The 18,646-nt window shown below is 48.2% G+C and carries 18 protein-coding genes and 1 riboswitch; of the genes, 9 read left to right on the top strand and 9 right to left on the bottom strand.

Annotation, left to right across the window (positions count from 1 at the left end):
- Window positions 1-17: 17 nt before the first annotated feature.
- The 3 genes from AC1S8V_RS02410 to AC1S8V_RS02400 form a co-directional block, all read right to left on the bottom strand.
- Entirely contained in the window at window positions 18-425 is a 408-nt protein-coding gene (locus AC1S8V_RS02410) for a ribosomal maturation YjgA family protein (protein ID WP_482072278.1), read from the bottom strand.
- Window positions 426-429: 4 nt separating this feature from the next.
- A complete protein-coding gene (locus AC1S8V_RS02405) occupies window positions 430-981 on the bottom strand; it encodes a GrpB family protein (protein WP_482072277.1) in 552 nt (183 codons plus the stop codon).
- Window positions 982-1,356: 375 nt separating this feature from the next.
- Window positions 1,357-2,463, bottom strand: coding sequence for an Ig-like domain-containing protein (locus AC1S8V_RS02400; protein WP_482072276.1), 1,107 nt, complete (start codon window positions 2,461-2,463; stop codon window positions 1,357-1,359).
- 179 nt (window positions 2,464-2,642) lie between these two features.
- Between AC1S8V_RS02400 and AC1S8V_RS02395 the strand changes: the two genes are divergently transcribed.
- The gene (locus AC1S8V_RS02395) at window positions 2,643-2,846 is read left to right on the top strand and encodes a hypothetical protein (protein WP_482072275.1); all 204 of its coding nucleotides are present in this window, start codon (window positions 2,643-2,645) and stop codon (window positions 2,844-2,846) included.
- 228 nt (window positions 2,847-3,074) lie between these two features.
- Here the strand turns inward: AC1S8V_RS02395 and serS are convergent, their stop codons facing one another.
- Entirely contained in the window at window positions 3,075-4,373 is a 1,299-nt protein-coding gene (gene serS / locus AC1S8V_RS02390; RefSeq protein WP_482072274.1) for a serine--tRNA ligase, read from the bottom strand.
- Window positions 4,374-4,762: 389 nt separating this feature from the next.
- On the opposite strand from serS, the gene AC1S8V_RS02385 reads away from it, so the two are divergent.
- The gene (locus tag AC1S8V_RS02385; protein ID WP_482072273.1) at window positions 4,763-5,998 is read left to right on the top strand and encodes an MFS transporter; all 1,236 of its coding nucleotides are present in this window, start codon (window positions 4,763-4,765) and stop codon (window positions 5,996-5,998) included.
- Window positions 5,999-6,422: 424 nt separating this feature from the next.
- Here AC1S8V_RS02385 and AC1S8V_RS02380 read toward each other — a convergent pair whose 3' ends face one another.
- Window positions 6,423-6,932 carry a DUF2798 domain-containing protein gene (locus AC1S8V_RS02380; protein ID WP_482072272.1) on the bottom strand — a complete coding sequence of 170 codons (510 nt, stop codon included), beginning with the start codon at window positions 6,930-6,932 and terminating at the stop codon, window positions 6,423-6,425.
- A gap of 174 nt (window positions 6,933-7,106) precedes the next feature.
- Here AC1S8V_RS02380 and AC1S8V_RS02375 point away from each other — a divergent pair, with 174 nt between their 5' ends.
- The 7 genes from AC1S8V_RS02375 (at window position 7,107) to AC1S8V_RS02345 (ending at window position 13,042) form a co-directional block, all read left to right on the top strand.
- Window positions 7,107-7,493, top strand: coding sequence for a VOC family protein (locus tag AC1S8V_RS02375; protein WP_482072271.1), 387 nt, complete (start codon window positions 7,107-7,109; stop codon window positions 7,491-7,493).
- A gap of 16 nt (window positions 7,494-7,509) precedes the next feature.
- Complete coding sequence (locus tag AC1S8V_RS02370; protein WP_482072270.1) at window positions 7,510-8,265, top strand: NAD-dependent epimerase/dehydratase family protein; 756 nt, start codon at window positions 7,510-7,512, stop codon at window positions 8,263-8,265.
- 145 nt (window positions 8,266-8,410) lie between these two features.
- Window positions 8,411-8,523, top strand: a riboswitch (TPP riboswitch).
- A gap of 308 nt (window positions 8,524-8,831) precedes the next feature.
- A complete protein-coding gene (locus tag AC1S8V_RS02365) occupies window positions 8,832-9,872 on the top strand; it encodes an ABC transporter substrate-binding protein (RefSeq protein WP_482072269.1) in 1,041 nt (346 codons plus the stop codon).
- A gap of 263 nt (window positions 9,873-10,135) precedes the next feature.
- Entirely contained in the window at window positions 10,136-10,426 is a 291-nt protein-coding gene (locus tag AC1S8V_RS02360; protein WP_017690996.1) for a thiamine-binding protein, read from the top strand.
- Window positions 10,426-11,184, top strand: a complete 759-nt coding sequence (locus tag AC1S8V_RS02355) for an ABC transporter permease (protein WP_482072268.1) — start codon at window positions 10,426-10,428, stop codon at window positions 11,182-11,184. Before AC1S8V_RS02360 ends, AC1S8V_RS02355 begins: the two co-directional genes overlap by 1 nt.
- A gap of 37 nt (window positions 11,185-11,221) precedes the next feature.
- Complete coding sequence (locus AC1S8V_RS02350; RefSeq protein WP_482072267.1) at window positions 11,222-12,130, top strand: ABC transporter ATP-binding protein; 909 nt, start codon at window positions 11,222-11,224, stop codon at window positions 12,128-12,130.
- A gap of 81 nt (window positions 12,131-12,211) precedes the next feature.
- Window positions 12,212-13,042, top strand: coding sequence for a TatD family hydrolase (locus tag AC1S8V_RS02345; RefSeq protein WP_482072266.1), 831 nt, complete (start codon window positions 12,212-12,214; stop codon window positions 13,040-13,042).
- Here AC1S8V_RS02345 and nfsA read toward each other — a convergent pair.
- The 4 genes from nfsA to AC1S8V_RS02325 all read right to left on the bottom strand — a co-directional run bounded on the left by nfsA (window position 13,039) and on the right by AC1S8V_RS02325 (window position 18,476).
- Window positions 13,039-13,782: an oxygen-insensitive NADPH nitroreductase gene (gene nfsA / locus AC1S8V_RS02340; RefSeq protein WP_482072265.1), complete on the bottom strand. Its 744-nt coding sequence runs from the start codon at window positions 13,780-13,782 to the stop codon at window positions 13,039-13,041. The two genes, AC1S8V_RS02345 and nfsA, sit on opposite strands and share 4 nt — an antisense overlap.
- Window positions 13,775-14,374 (bottom strand): TetR family transcriptional regulator, encoded by a 600-nt coding sequence (locus tag AC1S8V_RS02335; RefSeq protein ID WP_482072264.1) that lies wholly within the window; start codon window positions 14,372-14,374, stop codon window positions 13,775-13,777. Before AC1S8V_RS02335 ends, nfsA begins: the two co-directional genes overlap by 8 nt.
- Window positions 14,375-14,530: 156 nt before the next feature.
- The gene (locus tag AC1S8V_RS02330) at window positions 14,531-15,691 is read right to left on the bottom strand and encodes a YhgE/Pip domain-containing protein (RefSeq protein WP_482072263.1); all 1,161 of its coding nucleotides are present in this window, start codon (window positions 15,689-15,691) and stop codon (window positions 14,531-14,533) included.
- Between the two features lie 271 nt (window positions 15,692-15,962).
- Window positions 15,963-18,476, bottom strand: a complete 2,514-nt coding sequence (locus AC1S8V_RS02325) for a heavy metal translocating P-type ATPase (RefSeq protein WP_482072262.1) — start codon at window positions 18,474-18,476, stop codon at window positions 15,963-15,965.
- Window positions 18,477-18,646: the final 170 nt, after the last annotated feature.

Below are 18,646 nucleotides of genomic sequence, written 5' to 3'. Positions count from 1 at the left end.
CCATGATTCACTTGAGTTCATGATCCAGCCATCTTATTTCTCAGGAAATAACGATCGATCATAACCATGCACAGAATTCCCACCGTATATCGAATCAGATCAATCACCAGAAAACCATGTCCCAAAATAAGAGCACCCCATACGGTTGAGCGTATCTCCATCAGCCAAGACGTCTGAATCAACTGTGAGAGCTCAATCATCCAGCTGAATACGCAGCTCAAACACATCGCCCATACCAAGCTGCGATGAGGCCACACCATGCGTAGTCCGAAATAAATCATGCCCGCCCAACATGCATCTCCGAAATGTTCATGCACCCAATCCGGCAATTGATCACCAAAATGTCTGGATGCGATTCCTGCCGCCATGGTCAACATAACTGCGAAGAAATAGATCAGCCTGTACTTGATAAGTACGCTTTTCAATCAATCACATGCCTTCATCAAGCACTTGTAAAATAAACTGCGTTTTGGCAGCGGTATACGATTCCCTGTCTTCCTTATTCTCGTCAGCAAGCTTCGCCTTCAGGACAGCGTAAGCTTCCACCAGATCTGGGCGTTTTCTCAGCACATCCCGAAACCTGATTTGGCGATCCCAACGTTCCTCTCCCGGGCGCATCAGATGAAGGTGTACAGCTCTCTTCCCATCCTTAACCCTGACCCAGAATCGTCTGTATTCCCGGCCATCAAGTTCAGGCGGAACGTAATTCCAGCCCACCGGATTCAGCTGATCCGCAATCAGATCCATGTCATCCCATGATTGTACCTCTGCCATCAGATCAATAATGGGCTTGGCGGGTAACCCGGGAATGGACGTGCTTCCGATATGTTCGAATGGATGAATATTAAACTGCTGTAAAAGGTGTTTAAGTTGCAGGATTTCTTCCTGAGCCTGCGCGCCCCAATTGGGGTTGGCCGGTGCAATCTCTACCGACTCTGTGGCCCAGGCAGGCCAGTTTTCCGGTTGCATTGGATCTTTCATTCAGGTATCTCCTCTTCACCATGACATTTTAAATGATAACCTTCTCTGTATTTTTCATAGGTGCGTTGCTTCATTCGCTCCATCGAAGTACTCCGTTGAAATGTAAGTGTGGAAATTAGGGATAAAAGAAGATATTTCAGGTAAGCCAGATCACTAGAGTTAGAGTCTGAGCTTATAATCGAAGCTTTCATATTCATCCCATCCCATCCCGTTATATTGTTGTTAAAACAGAAGGCATTCCAGATACATATTTCTATATATCCAAAAAGGAGCGTATGTCTACGCCCCTAGTTGTCTGTTACATTGATGATTTCAACGATGTCATGTACTGAAATTAACTATCGATTCATGCAAGATGCTTCATTATATGAAGATTTATTTTACCGTAACAGGTATGGTCACTTTTTTGTTGCCCCACTTGGCCGTGATGGACGTTTTACCTTTGCCTACAGCCACGATCTTGCCATTCGTTACTGTGGCTACGCCCGGCTTTGTGCTGCTCCACACCGCACTGTTGGTCACAACAGTGGTTTTGCCCGTATCATACTGGGCCATCACACTCAGCGTTGTACTTCCCTGTGGGGACAAAACCAGTTTTTTCTGGCCTGTAATCAGCTTTTTGAGCAAAGGTACAACGGTAACCTCTGCCTTTATTGTCTGATTTTGATAAGTTCCTGTCAAGGTTGCTTGTCCTTCTGTCAGCGTCTTGACTGCTCCATTTTTTACGATAGCTACATTTGTATTGGAAGAAGTCCATATCACTTGTTTCGAAAGGTTGATAGTTTTGCCGTTTGCGTAGGTGCCGATAACCTTCAACGCTTTGGACTTCTTGATGTTCAGCTGCATTGTAGCAGGGGTAACCTCGACTTTAGTAATCTCGTCCGTCACGGCAACGGGGACTTTCACAACCGTTGTTCCGTATTTGCCTTGCAGCAATACTCTGCCGGGTGTAACGCCTTTGATTTTACCGTTTTCCAGCACAGCCGAAGAAGTGGATACGGACCACACAATCTTAGACGTCACATCCTCTTCCTTGCCGTTCGCACGGACAATGCTTACTTTGGGAAGAGTACTTTCGCTACCTTTAACAAAACTATAGGATTTCGGTGAAGCTTTGATGCTTTTGATCTTCTCCTGCACCTGGACAACCAACTGGGCTTTTGCCCCGTCTACCTGTGCAAAAATGGTTGCTTCGCCCGCGGCCACGGCCTTGACTTTACCTTTCACCATCGTCGCAACTGCTGCATTGCTGGTGGACCATGTGACACCTTCGGTAACATCCTGTTTGTTATCAAAACCTTCTACGGTTGCCATCACCTGAAGCTTAGCTGTCTCGGATACACTCAACTTCTGCGGGCTGCTATTGGTAATTTCAATCGATGTCACATCACCCGTTGCCGCCAAGGCTAACGAAGGAACCATTACGGCTAACGCCATAATTAGAGCAAGCGTGCCTCGAAGAGCCAGTTTGATTCTACTCATTTCTATCCCCATCTCCCATAATCCAATATTTTACTTCTATTATATTATATCGGATACGCATTGCACAAAGTTGAATAACGTAAGTGGGAGTCTTGGAACAATTCATGATTTTCATTGTATAATATGGGAAGGTCGCGTAATACTGTTTTAATAAACCTAAAAGGTGGGGTGGGATATGTATGATCGAAAAGAATTTGCTTGATATGGTTTCTCCTAAAGATAACCGTAAACGTATGAAAGCTATTGTCACTGCGGCATCCACCAAGATCCGTTCTGAAGACGAAATGATTCTATTGATGAAAACAGCCCGCAATCGTTTCAAAAAAGCCCTTGAATCTGGACAAATTGAAATCATTAACGAGCGTGAATGGAAGCTGCGTTAACATTTAAGAAATAATTTTATTTATTTACATAAACGAAGAAATTTGTGATCAAGGAAGTAAGCTATATCTTAGGTCCAAGCACTAACCAGATCAGTTAAATTTAGCACAAAATATTAGGAGATCGGTTCGTTAAAAAGTGTTACCGTTTAAAAGGGGATGTCCATCGTCACATGCAACTTGACGTGTAACATCCCCTTTTTCTACTACCTAAAGCGTCACATAACCTCTCTACTTCACTTCATCCTGCTCTGGCAAAATCAAGCTCTCCGCGCCGCCCATATATGGCCGTAGGGCTACCGGAATGCGAATGCTTCCATCCTCCTGCTGATGATTCTCAAGCAACGGAATCAAGATACGCGGCGACGCCACCGCCGTATTATTCAGCGTGTGACAATAAGCCAACTTGCCTTCGGCATCCACGCAACGAATATTCGAACGGCGAGCCTGGAAATCATGCAAATTCGACGACGAATGGGTTTCTCCATATGCAGCGCGGCTTGGCATCCAGGTCTCTATGTCGTACTGTTTGTACGTTTTCTGCGACATATCTCCGGTACACACGGCCACAACACGATAAGGCAGTTCAAGTAATTGCAGCAATTCCTCCGCGTGTCCCGTAATCTCTTGCAACATGCGCTCCGATTCTTCTGCATCAGGGGCACAAAGAATGACCTGCTCGACTTTGGCAAACTGGTGCACACGATATAATCCGCGTACATCACGTCCGCCAGAGCCAACCTCACTGCGGAAACACGTCGATACCGCGGCCAGCTTCACCGGCTCTTGAACATCGACAATCTCATCCGCATAATACGAGACCAGCGGCACTTCAGAAGTTCCCACCAGCCACTTGTTCTCCCCTTCGAGTTCGTAGACCTGATCTCGACCGGTTGGGAAGAATCCGGTGTTCACCAGTGCGTCCTCCCTGACCATCAGCGGTACCTCCATCGGTGTAAACCCGTGCTTCAGCAGCAGATCCAGCGCAAGTTGCTGTACTGCCCGATGCAATAACAGGCCAGCGCCTTTTAATACATAGCTTCGCGTACCGCCAATCTTAACTCCACGAGGAATATCGATCAGATCATGCAACTCCCCAAGTTCTACGTGATCCTTGGTAGCGTACTCGAACGCTGGTAACTCTCCCACACGTCGCAGCTCTACATTATCTGCTTCCGACGAGCCATTGGGGGTATCCGGAGATACGATATTGGGCACCAGCCATTGCAGCTTGGTTACTTCCTCCTGCACAGGGGCAAGCTTGGCTTCCACCTGTTCCAACTGTGCATTGAGCTGCTTCACTTGCGTCCGCAAACCCTCAGCCTGTTCCCGTTTACCAGCCTGCATTAGCCTACCAATGTCCGCAGATAACGTATTGCGCAACCTGCGTCCTTCTTCTGATTCCTGCAAAAGTGTTCTGCGTTCTTCATCCCGCTCTAACAATGTACGAATGTTGATCTTGATTTTTTTCCCGTCTGCTGCCGCCTGAACCTCTTCTGCATGTGCGCGAATCCACTTCATTTCCAACATGGTCACCGTCTCCTTTGGCTGTAAAAATACAAAAAGCGCCCTCATCCCTTGGGACGAGGAGCGCTCTGCTCGCGGTGCCACCCAACTTGCTGAATCAGGATATCCTGCTTCCAGCCTCTTGGTCCGCGATAACGGGCGGTTCCGGTTAACTTGGGGAAATATCGCTCCCCTGGCGAAAACACCTCCGAGTTGGATGCTCTTCAACGGCATGGTTCCGATCTGTAATTGTTGTGTTTCAGTATATACGAACGATAGACCAAATTGCAATCTTCTGTATCTATCCGGAATTCATGGCACAACGTAACATGTCCTGTTATGATAGACTTTGTTTCCAAGACTGTGCTTTATTGTGATCCTCAATTTATGTATATAAGTAGAAGGAGTTCTTTATGAAAAAATTACTTTGGATCGGATGTCTGTCCTATTTCCTGATTGGACTTGCCCACGTTGTGCTCGGTTCCATTCTGCCCGTTGCACTTGAACATTACGGCAAAGATTACAGCCAAGGCGGGACGCTGATCTTTGCTCAATTTGCCGGATTCCTGGGTGGTGTATTGTTATCTCCATGGCTGAACAGACGCTTCGGTAAAAGGGGAGGTCTATTAATCGTCACAGCGTTGCTCTTTATTGCAGAATTATCCTACATGCTGTTGCCACCATGGGGCTGGATGTTCGTCATCGCACCCGCAGCCGGCTTCGGATTCGGAATGGTTGAGGCTGTCATTGGCACCATTATCATTGCTGCAATCAAAGACAATACAGCCGTTGCCATGAGCCGATTGGAAGTGTTATTCGGGATCGGGGCGATGGTCATGCCACTCATGGCCAGCGGTCTGATTGCTGCCGGATACTGGCGCCTTTCCTTTCTCGTTGTTGCGACCTGCGCAGCGCTGACCTTTGTTTTCTGGGCGAAAGGATCATTTGGAGAGCTGGATCAGGTACTGGATCGACGGAGTTCAAATCATGCTTCCGTACATACGCACTCTGCTGGGACATCGGGTGAGATGCACCCCGCATCTGCAAGCACACCCGGTCCAACCTATCGCGGACGTAACCTGACTCTTCTGGTACTATTCGTCCTGTTCTTCTTCCTTTATGTTGGCACGGAGATGAGTCTTGCGAACTTCATGCCAGCGATCCTGATTGAGAAAATGAACATGAAGGAAGCCGGAGCAGCGCTTAGTGTCACCTGTTTCTGGATTGCCATGTCTGTCGGACGACTCTTTGCCGGGTATATCGCAGAGAAATTCCAATACCGCGTCTATGTCCTGTACAGTTGTCTAGCATCTGTTCTCTTGTTAATGGTATTTCCATTCACAAACCAAATCTGGTCTGCATTTCTCATCATCTTACTGCTTGGACTTGCGATGTCAGGGATATTCTCCATTGCCCTTGTCTTCGCCAGTAAACTGCTGCCCGGAACAGAAGAATCCACACCCAGCATTTTGATTGCCTCAGGTGGGGTTGGCGGTGCCATTCTGCCTTTGACGACGGGATGGAGTCTTGATCATCTGGCGGTTAATCAGTCTGCATGGATGCTTGCCATCTTTGCAGTTGGCCTGCTTGTCATTAGCGTGATCACGTATCAATGGCAGAACAAACATGTAGTCGATCCAGCGACTTAACAGTTATGTGTCGATGCAGTCCTGAGAATTAGAATTACCTATTAAAGAAATCAAGATGTCTACTGTCATGACCTGATGGTGGACATTTTTTTGTAGCGTTATTCTGTTCTAACGAACCTGGTACACGCTATTTATCTCCATTTCTGCATGTTTGAAATCTAACGAATCCTAGAGACGTTATTCTAGATAACTAGCTTCAAATCAAGGTCTCGTTGCAGTTTCTTAGCATAATAACGCCGCTGAGATTCGTTAGATTTTTTATTCCCTACAAACTGGCCTAATAAGGTGTTCTCGATTCGTTAGCGCTGTAATCATGGTGGCAAGTGCCCTATCTTTTCCTCCCTAATCACCTTTCATTAAAGGTGAGAATAATTTTTATTCATTTGCACAAGATTGCCCAGGAAATACTTTGGGACCGGCTGAATCACACACTTTTGTTAACGGCAGGCAATACAGGCCCGTTGCCCTTGATGAATTTACCGAATACATATCGTACGAGTGGTCCCAGAATGATTAACTGATATGGAAGCGCCAGGCTGAAGTTACGAGCGATTGTATGAAGGTACGTACGGAGTACGGATGCCCCATTTAATTGATCCGCGAGATATGCCGAAATCATTCCATACATGGACATGGTCAAAACCATACCGATCACCATAAAAAATGACATGGCGAGCACACCCAAAATCTTGTTGGACTTGTCAAAGGGCAAGGAAAAAGCAATCTTTCTCGCCACAGGGCCAACAATGAAGGACTCCACCAGAAACGCGATGACAAAACATAATATGAATTGAAGCAGTATCTCAAGCGGGGACATCTTGCCGAGTAACCCACTGTGCCATAGATTGAAGAACATCATGACTACGACCATTCCTGTACACATCATTAATCCGAAAATTATTTGTTCCTTCTTGCTTGTTGGCAATTCTCTCATCCTCTCTGTTTACTTTGACAATTATAGAGATCATGGATGCCCCCACATAAGTGAACATTCTGTGAACAATTATGATTTTTCCAAATTAAAACTGGATTTGACAACCCTGTAGTACAGCCCTATGATATCCCTTAAAATGGTAGAAGCATTCACTACATAAGGAGGATTTGGATTATGAGTTTTCAAAAACGCATTGACCACGTCGGCATTGCCGTGCGTGATCTGGATACCACACTGCGTTTCTATACGGAGATTGTTGGTCTTGAATTGAAAGACCGGGTAACCCATACCAACGGCGTCATTCAGCTCGCCTTCCTTGGCTTCAATGGAAGTAACGAGACTGAGATTGAGTTAATTCAAGGATACAGCGACAAGCTGCCTTCCGAAGGTACGGTACACCATTTTGCGATCCACGTGGATGATCTTGATTCTGAGTACAAACGCATCCAAGCCACCGAAGCCGAATTTATTGATGGAGAGATTATTACACTGCCTAACGGTTACCGCTATTTCTTCATCTATGGACCTGAAAAAGAATGGATTGAGTTCTTCCAGCGCTAAGAATTGGAGTTGATTTATGAACATTTTAATTACCGGCGCAGCAGGGAAAATTGGACGTGACTTGTCCCAACACTTGTCAGAAGCATTTCACCTGCGACTAACGGATTTGAATATCGACAGACTACATACGTATCAAGGGACAGGCCATGAAGTCATGACACTGGATGTGACAGATCCCGAAGCCTGTCAGCATGCTTGCGAAGGCATGGATGTGGTTGTACATCTGGCGGGAGATCCTTCCCCGTATGCCGGATTCTATGAATCGTTATTGGACATCAATATCAAAGGTACATTTAATGTATTCCGTGCAGCGAAGGACCAAGGTGTACGAAGAGTCATTCTGGCAAGCAGTGCACAGACGATCGAGGGGTATCCCATTGATGCTCAAGTCTATCCAGACATGCCGACACGCCCACGGAATTTGTACGGGGTTAGCAAATGTTTTGGAGAATCGCTCGCTTCCTATTTTGCGTATACCGAAGGTTTACAAAGTGTTGCGGTACGTATAGGTGCATATGATGATTTTCAATCGGACGGACCAGCGTTGGAGGCAAGGGATATGAGCGCGTATATTAGTCCGGCTGACTTGTGTGATTTGATGTTCAAAGCAATTACAGCTACCAATCTGGAGCCCTTCACCATACTGCATGGGATCTCGAATAATCGGTTTAAACGATTGAATCTGGAAACCACTCAGAAACAGGTAGGCTATGACCCGAAATCCGATGCTTTTGCACTCAGCCAGATTTCCTTATATGATTCGCCACGATAATTATTGAAAATAACACATCTAAACAGGCTGTTATACATATGTATAACGGCCTGTTTGATAAGTCCATACGTGTCCCTATCCAGTTCCTGACTGGACACGTTCCACTCGCTGGCCTATAATTACACCTAGTAATGCCCGTAACTTCATAGTTTCCCAGGGGAGTCGGAATTGGCCGGCTGAGAGTGTATCCCACCAAGATACTAACCCTTAGACCTGATCTGGATCATGCCAGCGTAGGAATCGGAGTATATCGAAATGGCACAGCCCTATGGCTGAACGCCACCTCTCTAACGCCTGCACGCGTCCCGGATTACGGGACGCTTTTTTTGTTGATATCAGAAAGTATAAGCTTCGAAGCATCACCTTCCTGATATTGCAAGAAAAACTTCCGCTAAACGCGGTCTGGCTTCTTCGAATGACATCGATAGACGTTTTTCTTATGTTCAAAATAACGTCATCCGGATCTCAACTGGTATAAATCTGTCGATTTATGCAAGATGATTGGATATGAAGCCAAGGAGTACCCCGTGCCACTCGGCCGGACATACCGAAGGAGAGAATCAAAGATGAAATGGCGTAAAACGATGGGATTGTTGCTCTTATGCGTGCTTATGGTGACTGTAGTCGCATGTGGCGGCAAAGAAGCTGCCCCGACAGGACAGAACGGCAACACAAATACAGAAAGCAGCAACGAAGGTGACACTGCCGCCTTGAAGGATATTAAAGTGGTGCTCGACTGGACACCAAATACGAATCATACAGGCCTGTATGCGGCCGTTGATCAAGGTTTTTATAAGGCCGAAGGCCTGAACGTTGAGATTGTACAGCCAGGTGCCGGTGGCGCAGATACGATGGTTGCCTCCAATGAAGTGCCTTTTGGCGTGAGTTATCAGGAGAGTGTTACTCAAGCCCGTACACAGGGTGTTCCACTCGTCTCCATCGCAGCAGTTATTCAGCATAATACATCCGGGTTCGCTGCTCCGGCGGATCGGAATATCAAATCACCGAAAGATTTTGAAGGCAAAACCTATGGCGGCTGGGGTTCTCCAGTGGAAGAAGCCGTGATGCAATCCATTATGGAAGGCAAAGGCGCCGATGTATCCAAAGTGAAAAATATTAACATGGGTGACGCTGACTTTTTCACCGCAGTGAAACGGGATATTGATTTTGCGTGGATTTTCTACGCCTGGACGGGCATTGAAGCCGAACTTCGCGGGGAACCGATCGACATGTTATATGTGAAGGATTATTCAGATGCACTGGATTACTACACGCCTGTCCTCGTAACGAACGAGCAGACGATTCAAAACGACCCTGAGCTGGTGAAAGCATTCCTGAAGGCCACCTCCGAAGGGTATCAATATGCGATTGATCATCCCGAAGACGCAGCGAACATTCTGATCAAGGCCGTACCGGATCTGGATAAAGACCTCGTGGTGGCAAGCCAGAAATGGCTTAGTCCAAAGTACACGGATGACGCCCCGCGTTGGGGAGAACAAAAGCAGGAAGTGTGGCAGAACTACACGGACTGGATGTTTAGCAAAAAACTACTGGATGAACAGATCGATGTGAGCAAAGCATATACGAACGAGTTCTTACCCCAATAAAATCTAACTGTTAAGTTGACCTTTATGTACACAAGAACGAAGAGTGCAGAACCCATCTGAAGAAGCGAAGCGCTCACCTAAAAGCTTTCTGAAAGAAAGCTCCTTCGGAAGCATATGCTATCCCCGGATTTCCTCCATTAAAAATGGAATCAAGAAATCCGGGGATAACAGCGATCGGAAGAGGGTACTGCAATCGGAGTGGTAAAGTGTACATTCGCTATGTTCGACTTATACCACCCATTCGAAAGGAGCCGTGATCTCTCATGGCAAGCACACTGCTTAGCATTCAGGTTATTCCCAAAACGCCAAATGGCGAGAACTCTTATCCTTATGTAGATCGCGCCATTGAAGTTATTCAGCAATCTGGCCTTAAGTATCAGGTGAACGCGCTCGACACCACGATGGAGGGGGAATTGGAGGAACTGCTGGAGGTTGTCCGCAAGATGCACGAGGTACTTGTGGAGGCTGGCAGCCCAAGCATCATCTCTCAGATCAAGATCGCCCATAGCCCTACTGGCTTCAGCATGGATACCCTGACGGAGAAGTATCGCTAATGCATGCCTATTTCAAAAGTGTATGGCCGCCCTTTGTGGCGGTTATTCTCTTTATAGCGATATGGCAGGGAGCCGTCTCTCTCTTCCATATTGAGAAATGGATGCTGCCTGCACCGTCCGACATCGCCCGCGAAGCGGCAACCCAGACCGAACGGCTTGGCATGCACGCTTCCGCAACCATTCAGTTAACGCTGATCGGATTCGCCGCTGGCACAGCGGTTGGATTACTGATTGCAATGGTGCTGCATTTGGTCCCTTTTCTCAAGTCGGCCTTGTATCCTTTACTTATTCTCAGTCAAAATATCCCAACCATCGCGCTCGCGCCGCTCCTGTTAATCTGGTTCGGATTCGGGCTGTTGCCCAAGCTGATTACGATCATCCTGGTCTGTTTCTTCCCCGTTGCAGTGGCGGCCATGGACGGCTTGACCCGTACAGATGCAGCAATGATGAACTATATGCGCATGGCTGGTGCCAAACGTCGCCATATCTTCTGGAAGCTGGAGCTTCCCCATGCGCTGCCATCTGTGTTCTCCGGTGTCAAAATCGCCGCTACCTATAGCGTGATGGGTGCCATCATCGCCGAATGGATTGGTGCAGACAAGGGTATTGGTTATTATATGATGCTGCAAAAGTCGGCTTATCGCACAGATCGTTTATTCGTGGCAATCATGATTATTGTCGCGCTCAGCTTACTGCTCTTCCTGCTCATTGCCCTGTTGGAGAAGCTGCTCGTGCGCTGGCGGCCACAGAAGCGGTAGTAAAGAAGTAATCTGTATATTAGGAAGTGATGATCATATGAATCGGCAACAGGACGAACAAGTCCAGCCTGGACGAGAAGCAAGCGTAATGGAGCCAAAGCACGGTGAAAGGCTTCACCCGGCTAACCCTGATCGACCTGCCAATACTGCTCCTGCTCCCGTTCCACCTGCACTGGACGTTGTTAATGTTCATGCATCATTCCGCGAACGGCGCAGTAGGCTACCGGTTCTAAACGGCCTGTCCCTGAAGGTGGAGCAAGGCGAGTTTGTCGCTATCGTTGGGCCATCCGGCTGTGGCAAAAGCACCCTGTTCCATATCATCGGCGGTCTGCTGAAACCTCAGGAAGGGCAAGTACTCATGAACGGTCATGATGTGACGGGCCAACGTGGCAAAATTAGTTATATGCCACAACAGCCCGCCCTTTTCCCGTGGCGCACCATTGAAGACAATGTACTGCTTGCTGGTGAAGTATCTTCAAGCGCTCCCCCTCGGGCCGAAGCACTTGCAGAAGCTCGTAAGTGGTTAAGCAGCGTGGGTCTTGCGGGATTCGAGCAAGCCTATCCTCATATGCTGTCGGGCGGAATGCAGCAGCGTGCTGCATTTCTGCGCGCCCTGCTCAGTCCGCAGGAATTAATGCTGCTGGATGAACCTTTCAGCGCGCTGGATGCACTGACACGTAGCGACATGCAGCGCTGGCTGCTCGATATCTGGGAAAAGAACCGCCGCTCGGTGCTGTTCATCACCCACAATATCGAAGAAGCACTGCTGCTTGCAGATCGGGTCTATGTGTTATCTAACCGACCTGCAACCGTGTTGCACGAGGTACATGTTCCTTTTGATCGCCCAAGACGAGAAGAAATTACGGAAGAATCCGCTTTTCTGGAGCGTAAACGGCAGATTGCACAGTGGATGAGAGAAGAACAGCAGAAAGCCCGCCTATCATAATAGCGCGGGTTTTTAAGTTATTATTTTCCTTTAATGGGTGATCCACCATAAGAAATTCTGCGTAACATAGTTAGAATATAAATGAACACAAGGAGGAATACCCTCGTGCATTCTCAAGCTTTTGCACCATTAATTGATGCTCATATTCACTTCGATCAGTATACCCCTGACGAACAACGCGAGATGCTGTTATCTTTCCCGTCTCAGCAGGTCGAAGCAGTCATTGCCGTGTCCATGAATCTCGCTTCTGCCCAGGCCAATCTGGAGCTTGCAAAAATACATCCACGTAACATCTATCCGGCCTTCGGTTTCCATCCAGAACAGGAACTGCCGTCCGTTGCAGAAATGGACCTGTTCTTCCAATGGATCGAGAAGCATATTGGACAAGCTACAGCCATAGGAGAAGTCGGCCTCCCCTATTACAACCGTCAGGAAGCGGAGCAGGCAGGGCAGCGCTTCGATCAGAGCGGGTATATCAAGTTGCTTGAACGTTTCATCCAGCTCGCCAAAAAGCACAACAAACCACTTGTCCTTCATGCGGTATACGAAGATGCGGATATCGTCTGTGATTTGCTGGAGCAAAATCAGTTCCGACGCGCCCATTTCCACTGGTTCAAGGGATCTCGCGAAACCATTAGACGCATGGCTGATAATGGATATTTCATCTCTTTCACGCCAGATATTCATTACGAAGAAGAGATTCGTGAACTCGCCCGGCAATATCCATCGGAACAAGTCATGGCCGAGACCGACGGACCTTGGCCCTTCGAAGGGCCGTTTCAGGGACGAATGACACACCCCGCCATGACCAGACAGGTTATCCAGGCATGGAGTGAGATCACTGGCATGGGAACCGAGCGGGCAGCTCGTCTCTTTTATCAGAACACAAAGCGTTTCTATGGTTTAACTTAACGCTTCAAGAATCCTTTGCCTTCCAGGAACGGTCTCACCTGCAAACGTGTCGGCTCAGTCAGGCGCTTCGCCATCAGTTCGGACCATGGAGTCGTTCGTTCACCATTGGTCCGTTCTTTCATATACGCCGTCGTTGTCTCATCATAACGCTCAACACCTTGCAGGCTCTGCTCGGCATTATAGCGATTATGATGCAGAACTGCATCCAGTGGCAGACGTGGTCGGATTCCCGTTTCCTGATCTGCAACACCGATACACATGCCGTACACCGGATATACACCCTCCGGCAATCCCAACAGCTCAGCGACTTCTTCAATCCGTGTGCGGAGCCCACCGATGTATACGATTCCGAATCCTAGTGACTCTGCTGCAAGAGCGGCATTCTGAGAAGCCAGTGCAGCATCAATCGTGGCTACCATGAAATTCTCTGTTGAATCGGCATACGATTCCTTTTCAGGAAGATGACGTTTCGCAGCATCACTCAGTCGATATAGGTCAGCACACCATACGAGAAACACGGGACATTCATTGACGTAGGCCTGATTGCCTGCCAATTCAGCAAGCTTGGCTTTTTGCTCTATGTCAGTCACAGCAATCACGGTATAGGCCTGCACACTACTTGAAGAGGAAGCCATCTGCCCAGCCGCTACGATGGCTGTAAGCTGCTCATCACTCACCGGGTCTGGCTTGAATTTGCGTACAGAGCGGTGTTTCATCATCAATTCAATGGTTTCATTCATGGCTGTTCACTCCCAATCCTCGAAGTACGAACTCAATCGTCTGCTCAGCGAGCTCGTCTGTATTCATGTCCTGATAATCAAAGCCAAATCGTGAGTTCTTGGCCCGGTTGTGCGCCAATGCTACACCCATGACCTGAAGCATTGCATAAGTTACGGACTCAATCTGGAACAATCCCTGGTCTTTTCCTTCTTGCAGTAGTTCCCTCACTCGGGTCCAAACAGGGTCCAGAAAACGAAATACGGTAGCTGTGCGATGTGTACGCAGTGTAATTTCAAGCTGCACAATATCACTCATCTCCCGATCCGTCATCGTGAACTTCACAACTTCACCAATAATTCGTCGGATACCTTCCACAGGCGAGGACATGGACTCTTCCGCCAGCGAGTTCATCATATGATCCGGGAAAAAATGTTCAAATAATGCTTCGAACACCTTTTCTTTGCCGCCAAAATGGTATGAGACCAGTGACACGTTCGCACCCGCCTCATCACAGATTTGACGAACACTCGTCCCGTCATACCCCTGCTGTGCAAAAAGCTTCTTGGCTGCAAGCAATATCCTCGTTTTGATATCCAATTCCGGTTCAGTCATTCCGTCCCGCTCCCTCTTGTCCGTTCATTTCATCTGCTCCAGCTCAAGGGCTGTAATCAGGTACTGTATCTGTCTATTATATTACACCAAGCCCCCCGATGAAAATCATCGGGGGGCTTGTCCTATCCTATGATGCAATGGTATACATCTGCTGTATTAGTTGTTTGCTTGAGCAGGGCTTGGAGCCATAGCTGGCATGCGTTGTTTTTTCAACAACGTCACGACTAATGACAAAGCAACAGCAACCAACAATACAATCACGATGGAGCCAGCAGCAGACTGAACTCCTGGGCCTCCCAACTGCACGCTCAGAATACCTTGAACGGCGTATGTTGCAGGCAGGTACTGGCCAATGCCGCTATAGAAGCTGTTCAGCAATTCACGCGGTACCATTGCACCGGAGGATACCAGTTGCAGGGACAGTGAGATGATGTTGAACAGACTTCCTGCTGGTCCAAAGCAGATCAGGAAGAACTGGGAGAAGAACATGAACGTGCACAGGAAGAGCGCCTGGAACAACCAGAATGCGACAAATCCTTGTGCAATCTGTCCGCCCAATGCCACGATCAATGATGATCCCAACAGGGAAACGACCAATGCAGAACCCACGTTAATGACTACTCTCGCGCCAAACAAAGTCATGCGGGAATAGGTAGATGACAACATGCCCATCGCTGTCTGAAGATTCATCCCCATGATCATGGCTCCTACATACGAAGCCAGTACCATCATCATTGGCACCATCTGATTATTCATCCCGTTAACCGGGTTGATGGACGTTGTCGTTCCTTCCACTCGGGTAGCCAGGTTCGTAGCGACTTCAGCTGCCTGATCCGCAGGCGCACCTGAAGCGGTCAACACGGTCTGTACTCCTTGTGCTGTAGCTTGTTTGTTAATCGTGTTTGTCACACTTTGTGATACACCTTGCATCATGCTTTTAATCGTAACCGGGTTCGCTTCATTAATGGTGTATTTAATCTCGGCGGTTGAGCCAGCCGTTTGAAGCAATTCGTTAAATCCAGCCGGGATATCCAGCACCATGTGTACTTGGTGCTGATTCAGCTGGTCCAACGCTTCGGCCGCACTCAGATTGGATACGGTATGGAAAGGCAGTGTTCCTGCGAGTGAGTCTGCTATGCCTTTGGACATTTCGCCGTCCTCGTTCACAATCGCAACCGTCAATTCTTTCGTACGGTCATTTACTCCAGAATATGCGGTCATCCAGATCACGCTAAAGATCACTTGGAACATAAGTGCTGTTACGATCCCTACAATCACTGGCGGTTTTTTAAACAATGTACGTAAAGCCTGTAACATAAAAGGTGTCCTCCATTACTCAAATAGTTCTAATTTGATTTAAACAGTTGTTTGAATCAAACGATCGTTTAAATTTTATGTGAATATGTCCATATTGTCAACTCATTTTTGAAAAATTCAGAAAACGTAAGCTTTATTCATGAATACAATCGATCCATTTTCACAAAAGAGCATTCAACAAAAAAACACGGTCCGCCGCAGCGAACCGCGCATTTATTTATCCTCACTCTATTACAATGAGACGTTGGATATCGATTTAAACAAAGATCGTTCAGTCATTTCTCTTCAGTTTCATGCGTTGCAGACGCAGCGCATTCAGGACAACCGACACGGAGCTGAACGCCATTGCGGCCCCTGCCAGCCATGGAGCCAAGAAGCCAACTGCCGCAATGGGAATACCAATAACGTTGTATCCGAGTGCCCAGAACAGGTTTTGTTTGATGTTACCCATCGTGCGCCGGCTCATCTCAATCGCATCTGCAATGCTGTTCAGATCACCACGCATCAACGTAATATCCGCCGCTTCCATTGCTACATCCGTTCCTGTTCCGATGGCCATCCCAATATCAGCAGTAGCAAGTGCCGGAGCATCATTAATGCCGTCACCTACCATCGCCACTTTCAGGCCACTCTCCTGAAGTTTCTTCACTTCCGCAGCTTTACCTTCCGGCAGCACCTCAGCCAGAACTTTACCGATCCCTGCCTGTTCTGCTACAGCGCGAGCTGTTCGCTCATTGTCTCCCGTGATCATGATGACATCGATCCCCATCGCCTGAAGTCGACCAATGGCTTCACGAGAAGTATCCTTGATGGTGTCAGCTACAGCCACGATCCCCGCCCACTGACCATCCACCGCAACCAGCATCGCTGTACGTCCCTGCTCCTCCAGTTGGTTCATCTGCTGAACGGTTTCCTCAGAGACATTCACTTGTGCATCCGCAAGCAAACGACGCGTGCCGACCAGAATTTCCTGCCCTTTTACTGAAGCTCGCACACCGTATCCCGGTATGTTCTCGAACTTCTCTGTTGGGGGCAGCTCCAGACCCTTGGCACGGATACCTGCAACAATCGCCTCTGCCAGCGGATGCTCGGAACTCTGTTCGGCCGCTCCCACGCGCTCAAGCAGATCAGATTCCGTCCAATTCGGAGCCGTGATAACATCCGTAAGGACCGGTTTACCTTGGGTTACTGTACCTGTTTTGTCGAGCACCACGGTCTGAATCTGTTGTGCCGACTCCAGATGTTCGCCGCCCTTGAACAGAATGCCATATTCAGCCGCACGTCCTGATCCAGCCATGACAGAAGTCGGCGTTGCCAGCCCCAGTGCACATGGACAGGCAATGACAAGCACGGCAATCGCTTTTTCAAGGGAACCAGCGAAGTCACCCGGACTTGCAAACAGATACCAGATCAGGAACGTAAGCGCGGCTATACCGACGACAATCGGAACAAAAATGCCTGATATGACATCTGCAATCCGCTGAATCGGTGCTTTGGAGCCCTGAGCTTGCTCCACCACTTTGATGATCTGGGACAAAGCCGTGTCCGATCCCACTCGGGTCGCACGCAATCGTAATACCCCGTTTTTGTTCAGCGTAGCACCTGTAACGGGATCTCCAGGCTTTTTATCCACGGGGAGGCTTTCTCCGCTTAGCATGGATTCATCTACTGAGGATTGACCTTCTTCAACGATACCATCCACAGGTATACTGTCCCCCGGCTTCACCAGAACCAAGTCACCTACCACGACATATGCGGCAGGAACCATCACTTCCTGTCCGTCACGAATGACACGGGCTTCACGTGGAGCCAGTTCAATCAGGCTTTTGATCGCCTGTGAAGAGCGGCCTTTCGCCACAGCTTCGAACCATTTTCCCAGTAAAATTAACGTAATTAGAATCGCACTTGTCTCATAATAGAGTTCTACCGAAGGCATGGCGGCTGTGCTTGTTCCCATTGCACCATGATCCATTGTTGTAGAAGGTAAGTACCCACTGGATAACGTCAGATACAGACTGTAGAAAAATGCTGCGCTGGTACCCAGTGCGACGAGAACGTCCATATTAGCGCTGCGGTTACGTAGTGCTTTGTATGCTCCTACATAGAACTGCCACCCAATCACGAACTGTACCGGCGTTGCCAGTAGCAGCTGGAACCAAGGGTTCATGAACAGCTCAGGTACATAGATTCCGGATGTGAATGAGAAATGCCCGACCATAGCCCATAGCAATGGGATCGATAACAAGGCAGATATCATCCATTTCCACTTTTTGCGCTGCAGCTCACGTTCACGAACAGATGTGGTCTCTTCTTGCGTAAGTTGCAACTCGGCACCGTAGCCCATCTGCTTGATTTTGGCGGTAATATCCGAAGGTTTGAGTGCGCCAGCGGCATATTCAATATGCCCTGTCTCCAGCGCCAGATTCACATTCGCCTGAGATATACCCGGTAGTCGGGAAAGACCTTTTTCAATCCGGGCGGAACAGGCAGCACACGTCATACCGGTGATGTTCAGATCAACCGATTCTGTCACCGTACCGTAGCCAAGCGCCTCCACTTTATCCCGCAACGCATTCACGTTGGTTGTCTTCGGATCATAAGATACGGTTGCCTGTTCGATGGCAAGATTCACATTGGCCTGCTGTACCCCTTCCATACGGGACAATCCCTTCTCCACTCGCGTCGAACACGCAGCACAGGTCATCCCCGTGATGTGCAGTGTTGTCTTTAGTCCTGGTGCATCTGCCATAGGTGGCATTGGTGTAGGTTCAGATGATCTATCCATTGGTTTATTGGTTGAGTTATCCATCATGTCAGCTCCTTTCATGTCGATTCAATTTATTGTATGTTGTATTCCACTATACCCCCAAGGGGTATATACCAGACAGAAAATTAGGCTTAAACCTGACTCGTGGAAAAAGGTCTTTGACCTCTTTTTCGCCCATGAGCATGTTC

The organism is Paenibacillus sp. B46(2026), from assembly GCF_056786355.1.
Note: the sequence above shows the minus strand (reverse complement) of the source record. Positions and strands in the feature narration are given on the sequence as shown.

What these genes read in the sequence shown, in the direction of transcription:
- AC1S8V_RS02405 (WP_482072277.1), bottom strand. Translation starts at nt 981, where the DNA reads ATGAAAGATCCAATGCAACCGGAAAACTGGCCTGCCTGGGCCACAGAG.
- AC1S8V_RS02400 (WP_482072276.1), bottom strand. Translation starts at nt 2,463, where the DNA reads ATGAGTAGAATCAAACTGGCTCTTCGAGGCACGCTTGCTCTAATTATG.
- AC1S8V_RS02395 (WP_482072275.1), top strand. Translation starts at nt 2,643, where the DNA reads ATGATCGAAAAGAATTTGCTTGATATGGTTTCTCCTAAAGATAACCGT.
- serS (WP_482072274.1), bottom strand. Translation starts at nt 4,373, where the DNA reads ATGTTGGAAATGAAGTGGATTCGCGCACATGCAGAAGAGGTTCAGGCG.
- AC1S8V_RS02385 (WP_482072273.1), top strand. Translation starts at nt 4,763, where the DNA reads ATGAAAAAATTACTTTGGATCGGATGTCTGTCCTATTTCCTGATTGGA.
- AC1S8V_RS02380 (WP_482072272.1), bottom strand. Translation starts at nt 6,932, where the DNA reads ATGAGAGAATTGCCAACAAGCAAGAAGGAACAAATAATTTTCGGATTA.
- AC1S8V_RS02375 (WP_482072271.1), top strand. Translation starts at nt 7,107, where the DNA reads ATGAGTTTTCAAAAACGCATTGACCACGTCGGCATTGCCGTGCGTGAT.
- AC1S8V_RS02370 (WP_482072270.1), top strand. Translation starts at nt 7,510, where the DNA reads ATGAACATTTTAATTACCGGCGCAGCAGGGAAAATTGGACGTGACTTG.
- AC1S8V_RS02365 (WP_482072269.1), top strand. Translation starts at nt 8,832, where the DNA reads ATGAAATGGCGTAAAACGATGGGATTGTTGCTCTTATGCGTGCTTATG.
- AC1S8V_RS02360 (WP_017690996.1), top strand. Translation starts at nt 10,136, where the DNA reads ATGGCAAGCACACTGCTTAGCATTCAGGTTATTCCCAAAACGCCAAAT.
- AC1S8V_RS02355 (WP_482072268.1), top strand. Translation starts at nt 10,426, where the DNA reads ATGCATGCCTATTTCAAAAGTGTATGGCCGCCCTTTGTGGCGGTTATT.
- AC1S8V_RS02350 (WP_482072267.1), top strand. Translation starts at nt 11,222, where the DNA reads ATGAATCGGCAACAGGACGAACAAGTCCAGCCTGGACGAGAAGCAAGC.
- AC1S8V_RS02345 (WP_482072266.1), top strand. Translation starts at nt 12,212, where the DNA reads ATGAACACAAGGAGGAATACCCTCGTGCATTCTCAAGCTTTTGCACCA.
- nfsA (WP_482072265.1), bottom strand. Translation starts at nt 13,782, where the DNA reads ATGAATGAAACCATTGAATTGATGATGAAACACCGCTCTGTACGCAAA.
- AC1S8V_RS02335 (WP_482072264.1), bottom strand. Translation starts at nt 14,374, where the DNA reads ATGACTGAACCGGAATTGGATATCAAAACGAGGATATTGCTTGCAGCC.
- AC1S8V_RS02330 (WP_482072263.1), bottom strand. Translation starts at nt 15,691, where the DNA reads ATGTTACAGGCTTTACGTACATTGTTTAAAAAACCGCCAGTGATTGTA.
- AC1S8V_RS02325 (WP_482072262.1), bottom strand. Translation starts at nt 18,476, where the DNA reads ATGGATAGATCATCTGAACCTACACCAATGCCACCTATGGCAGATGCA.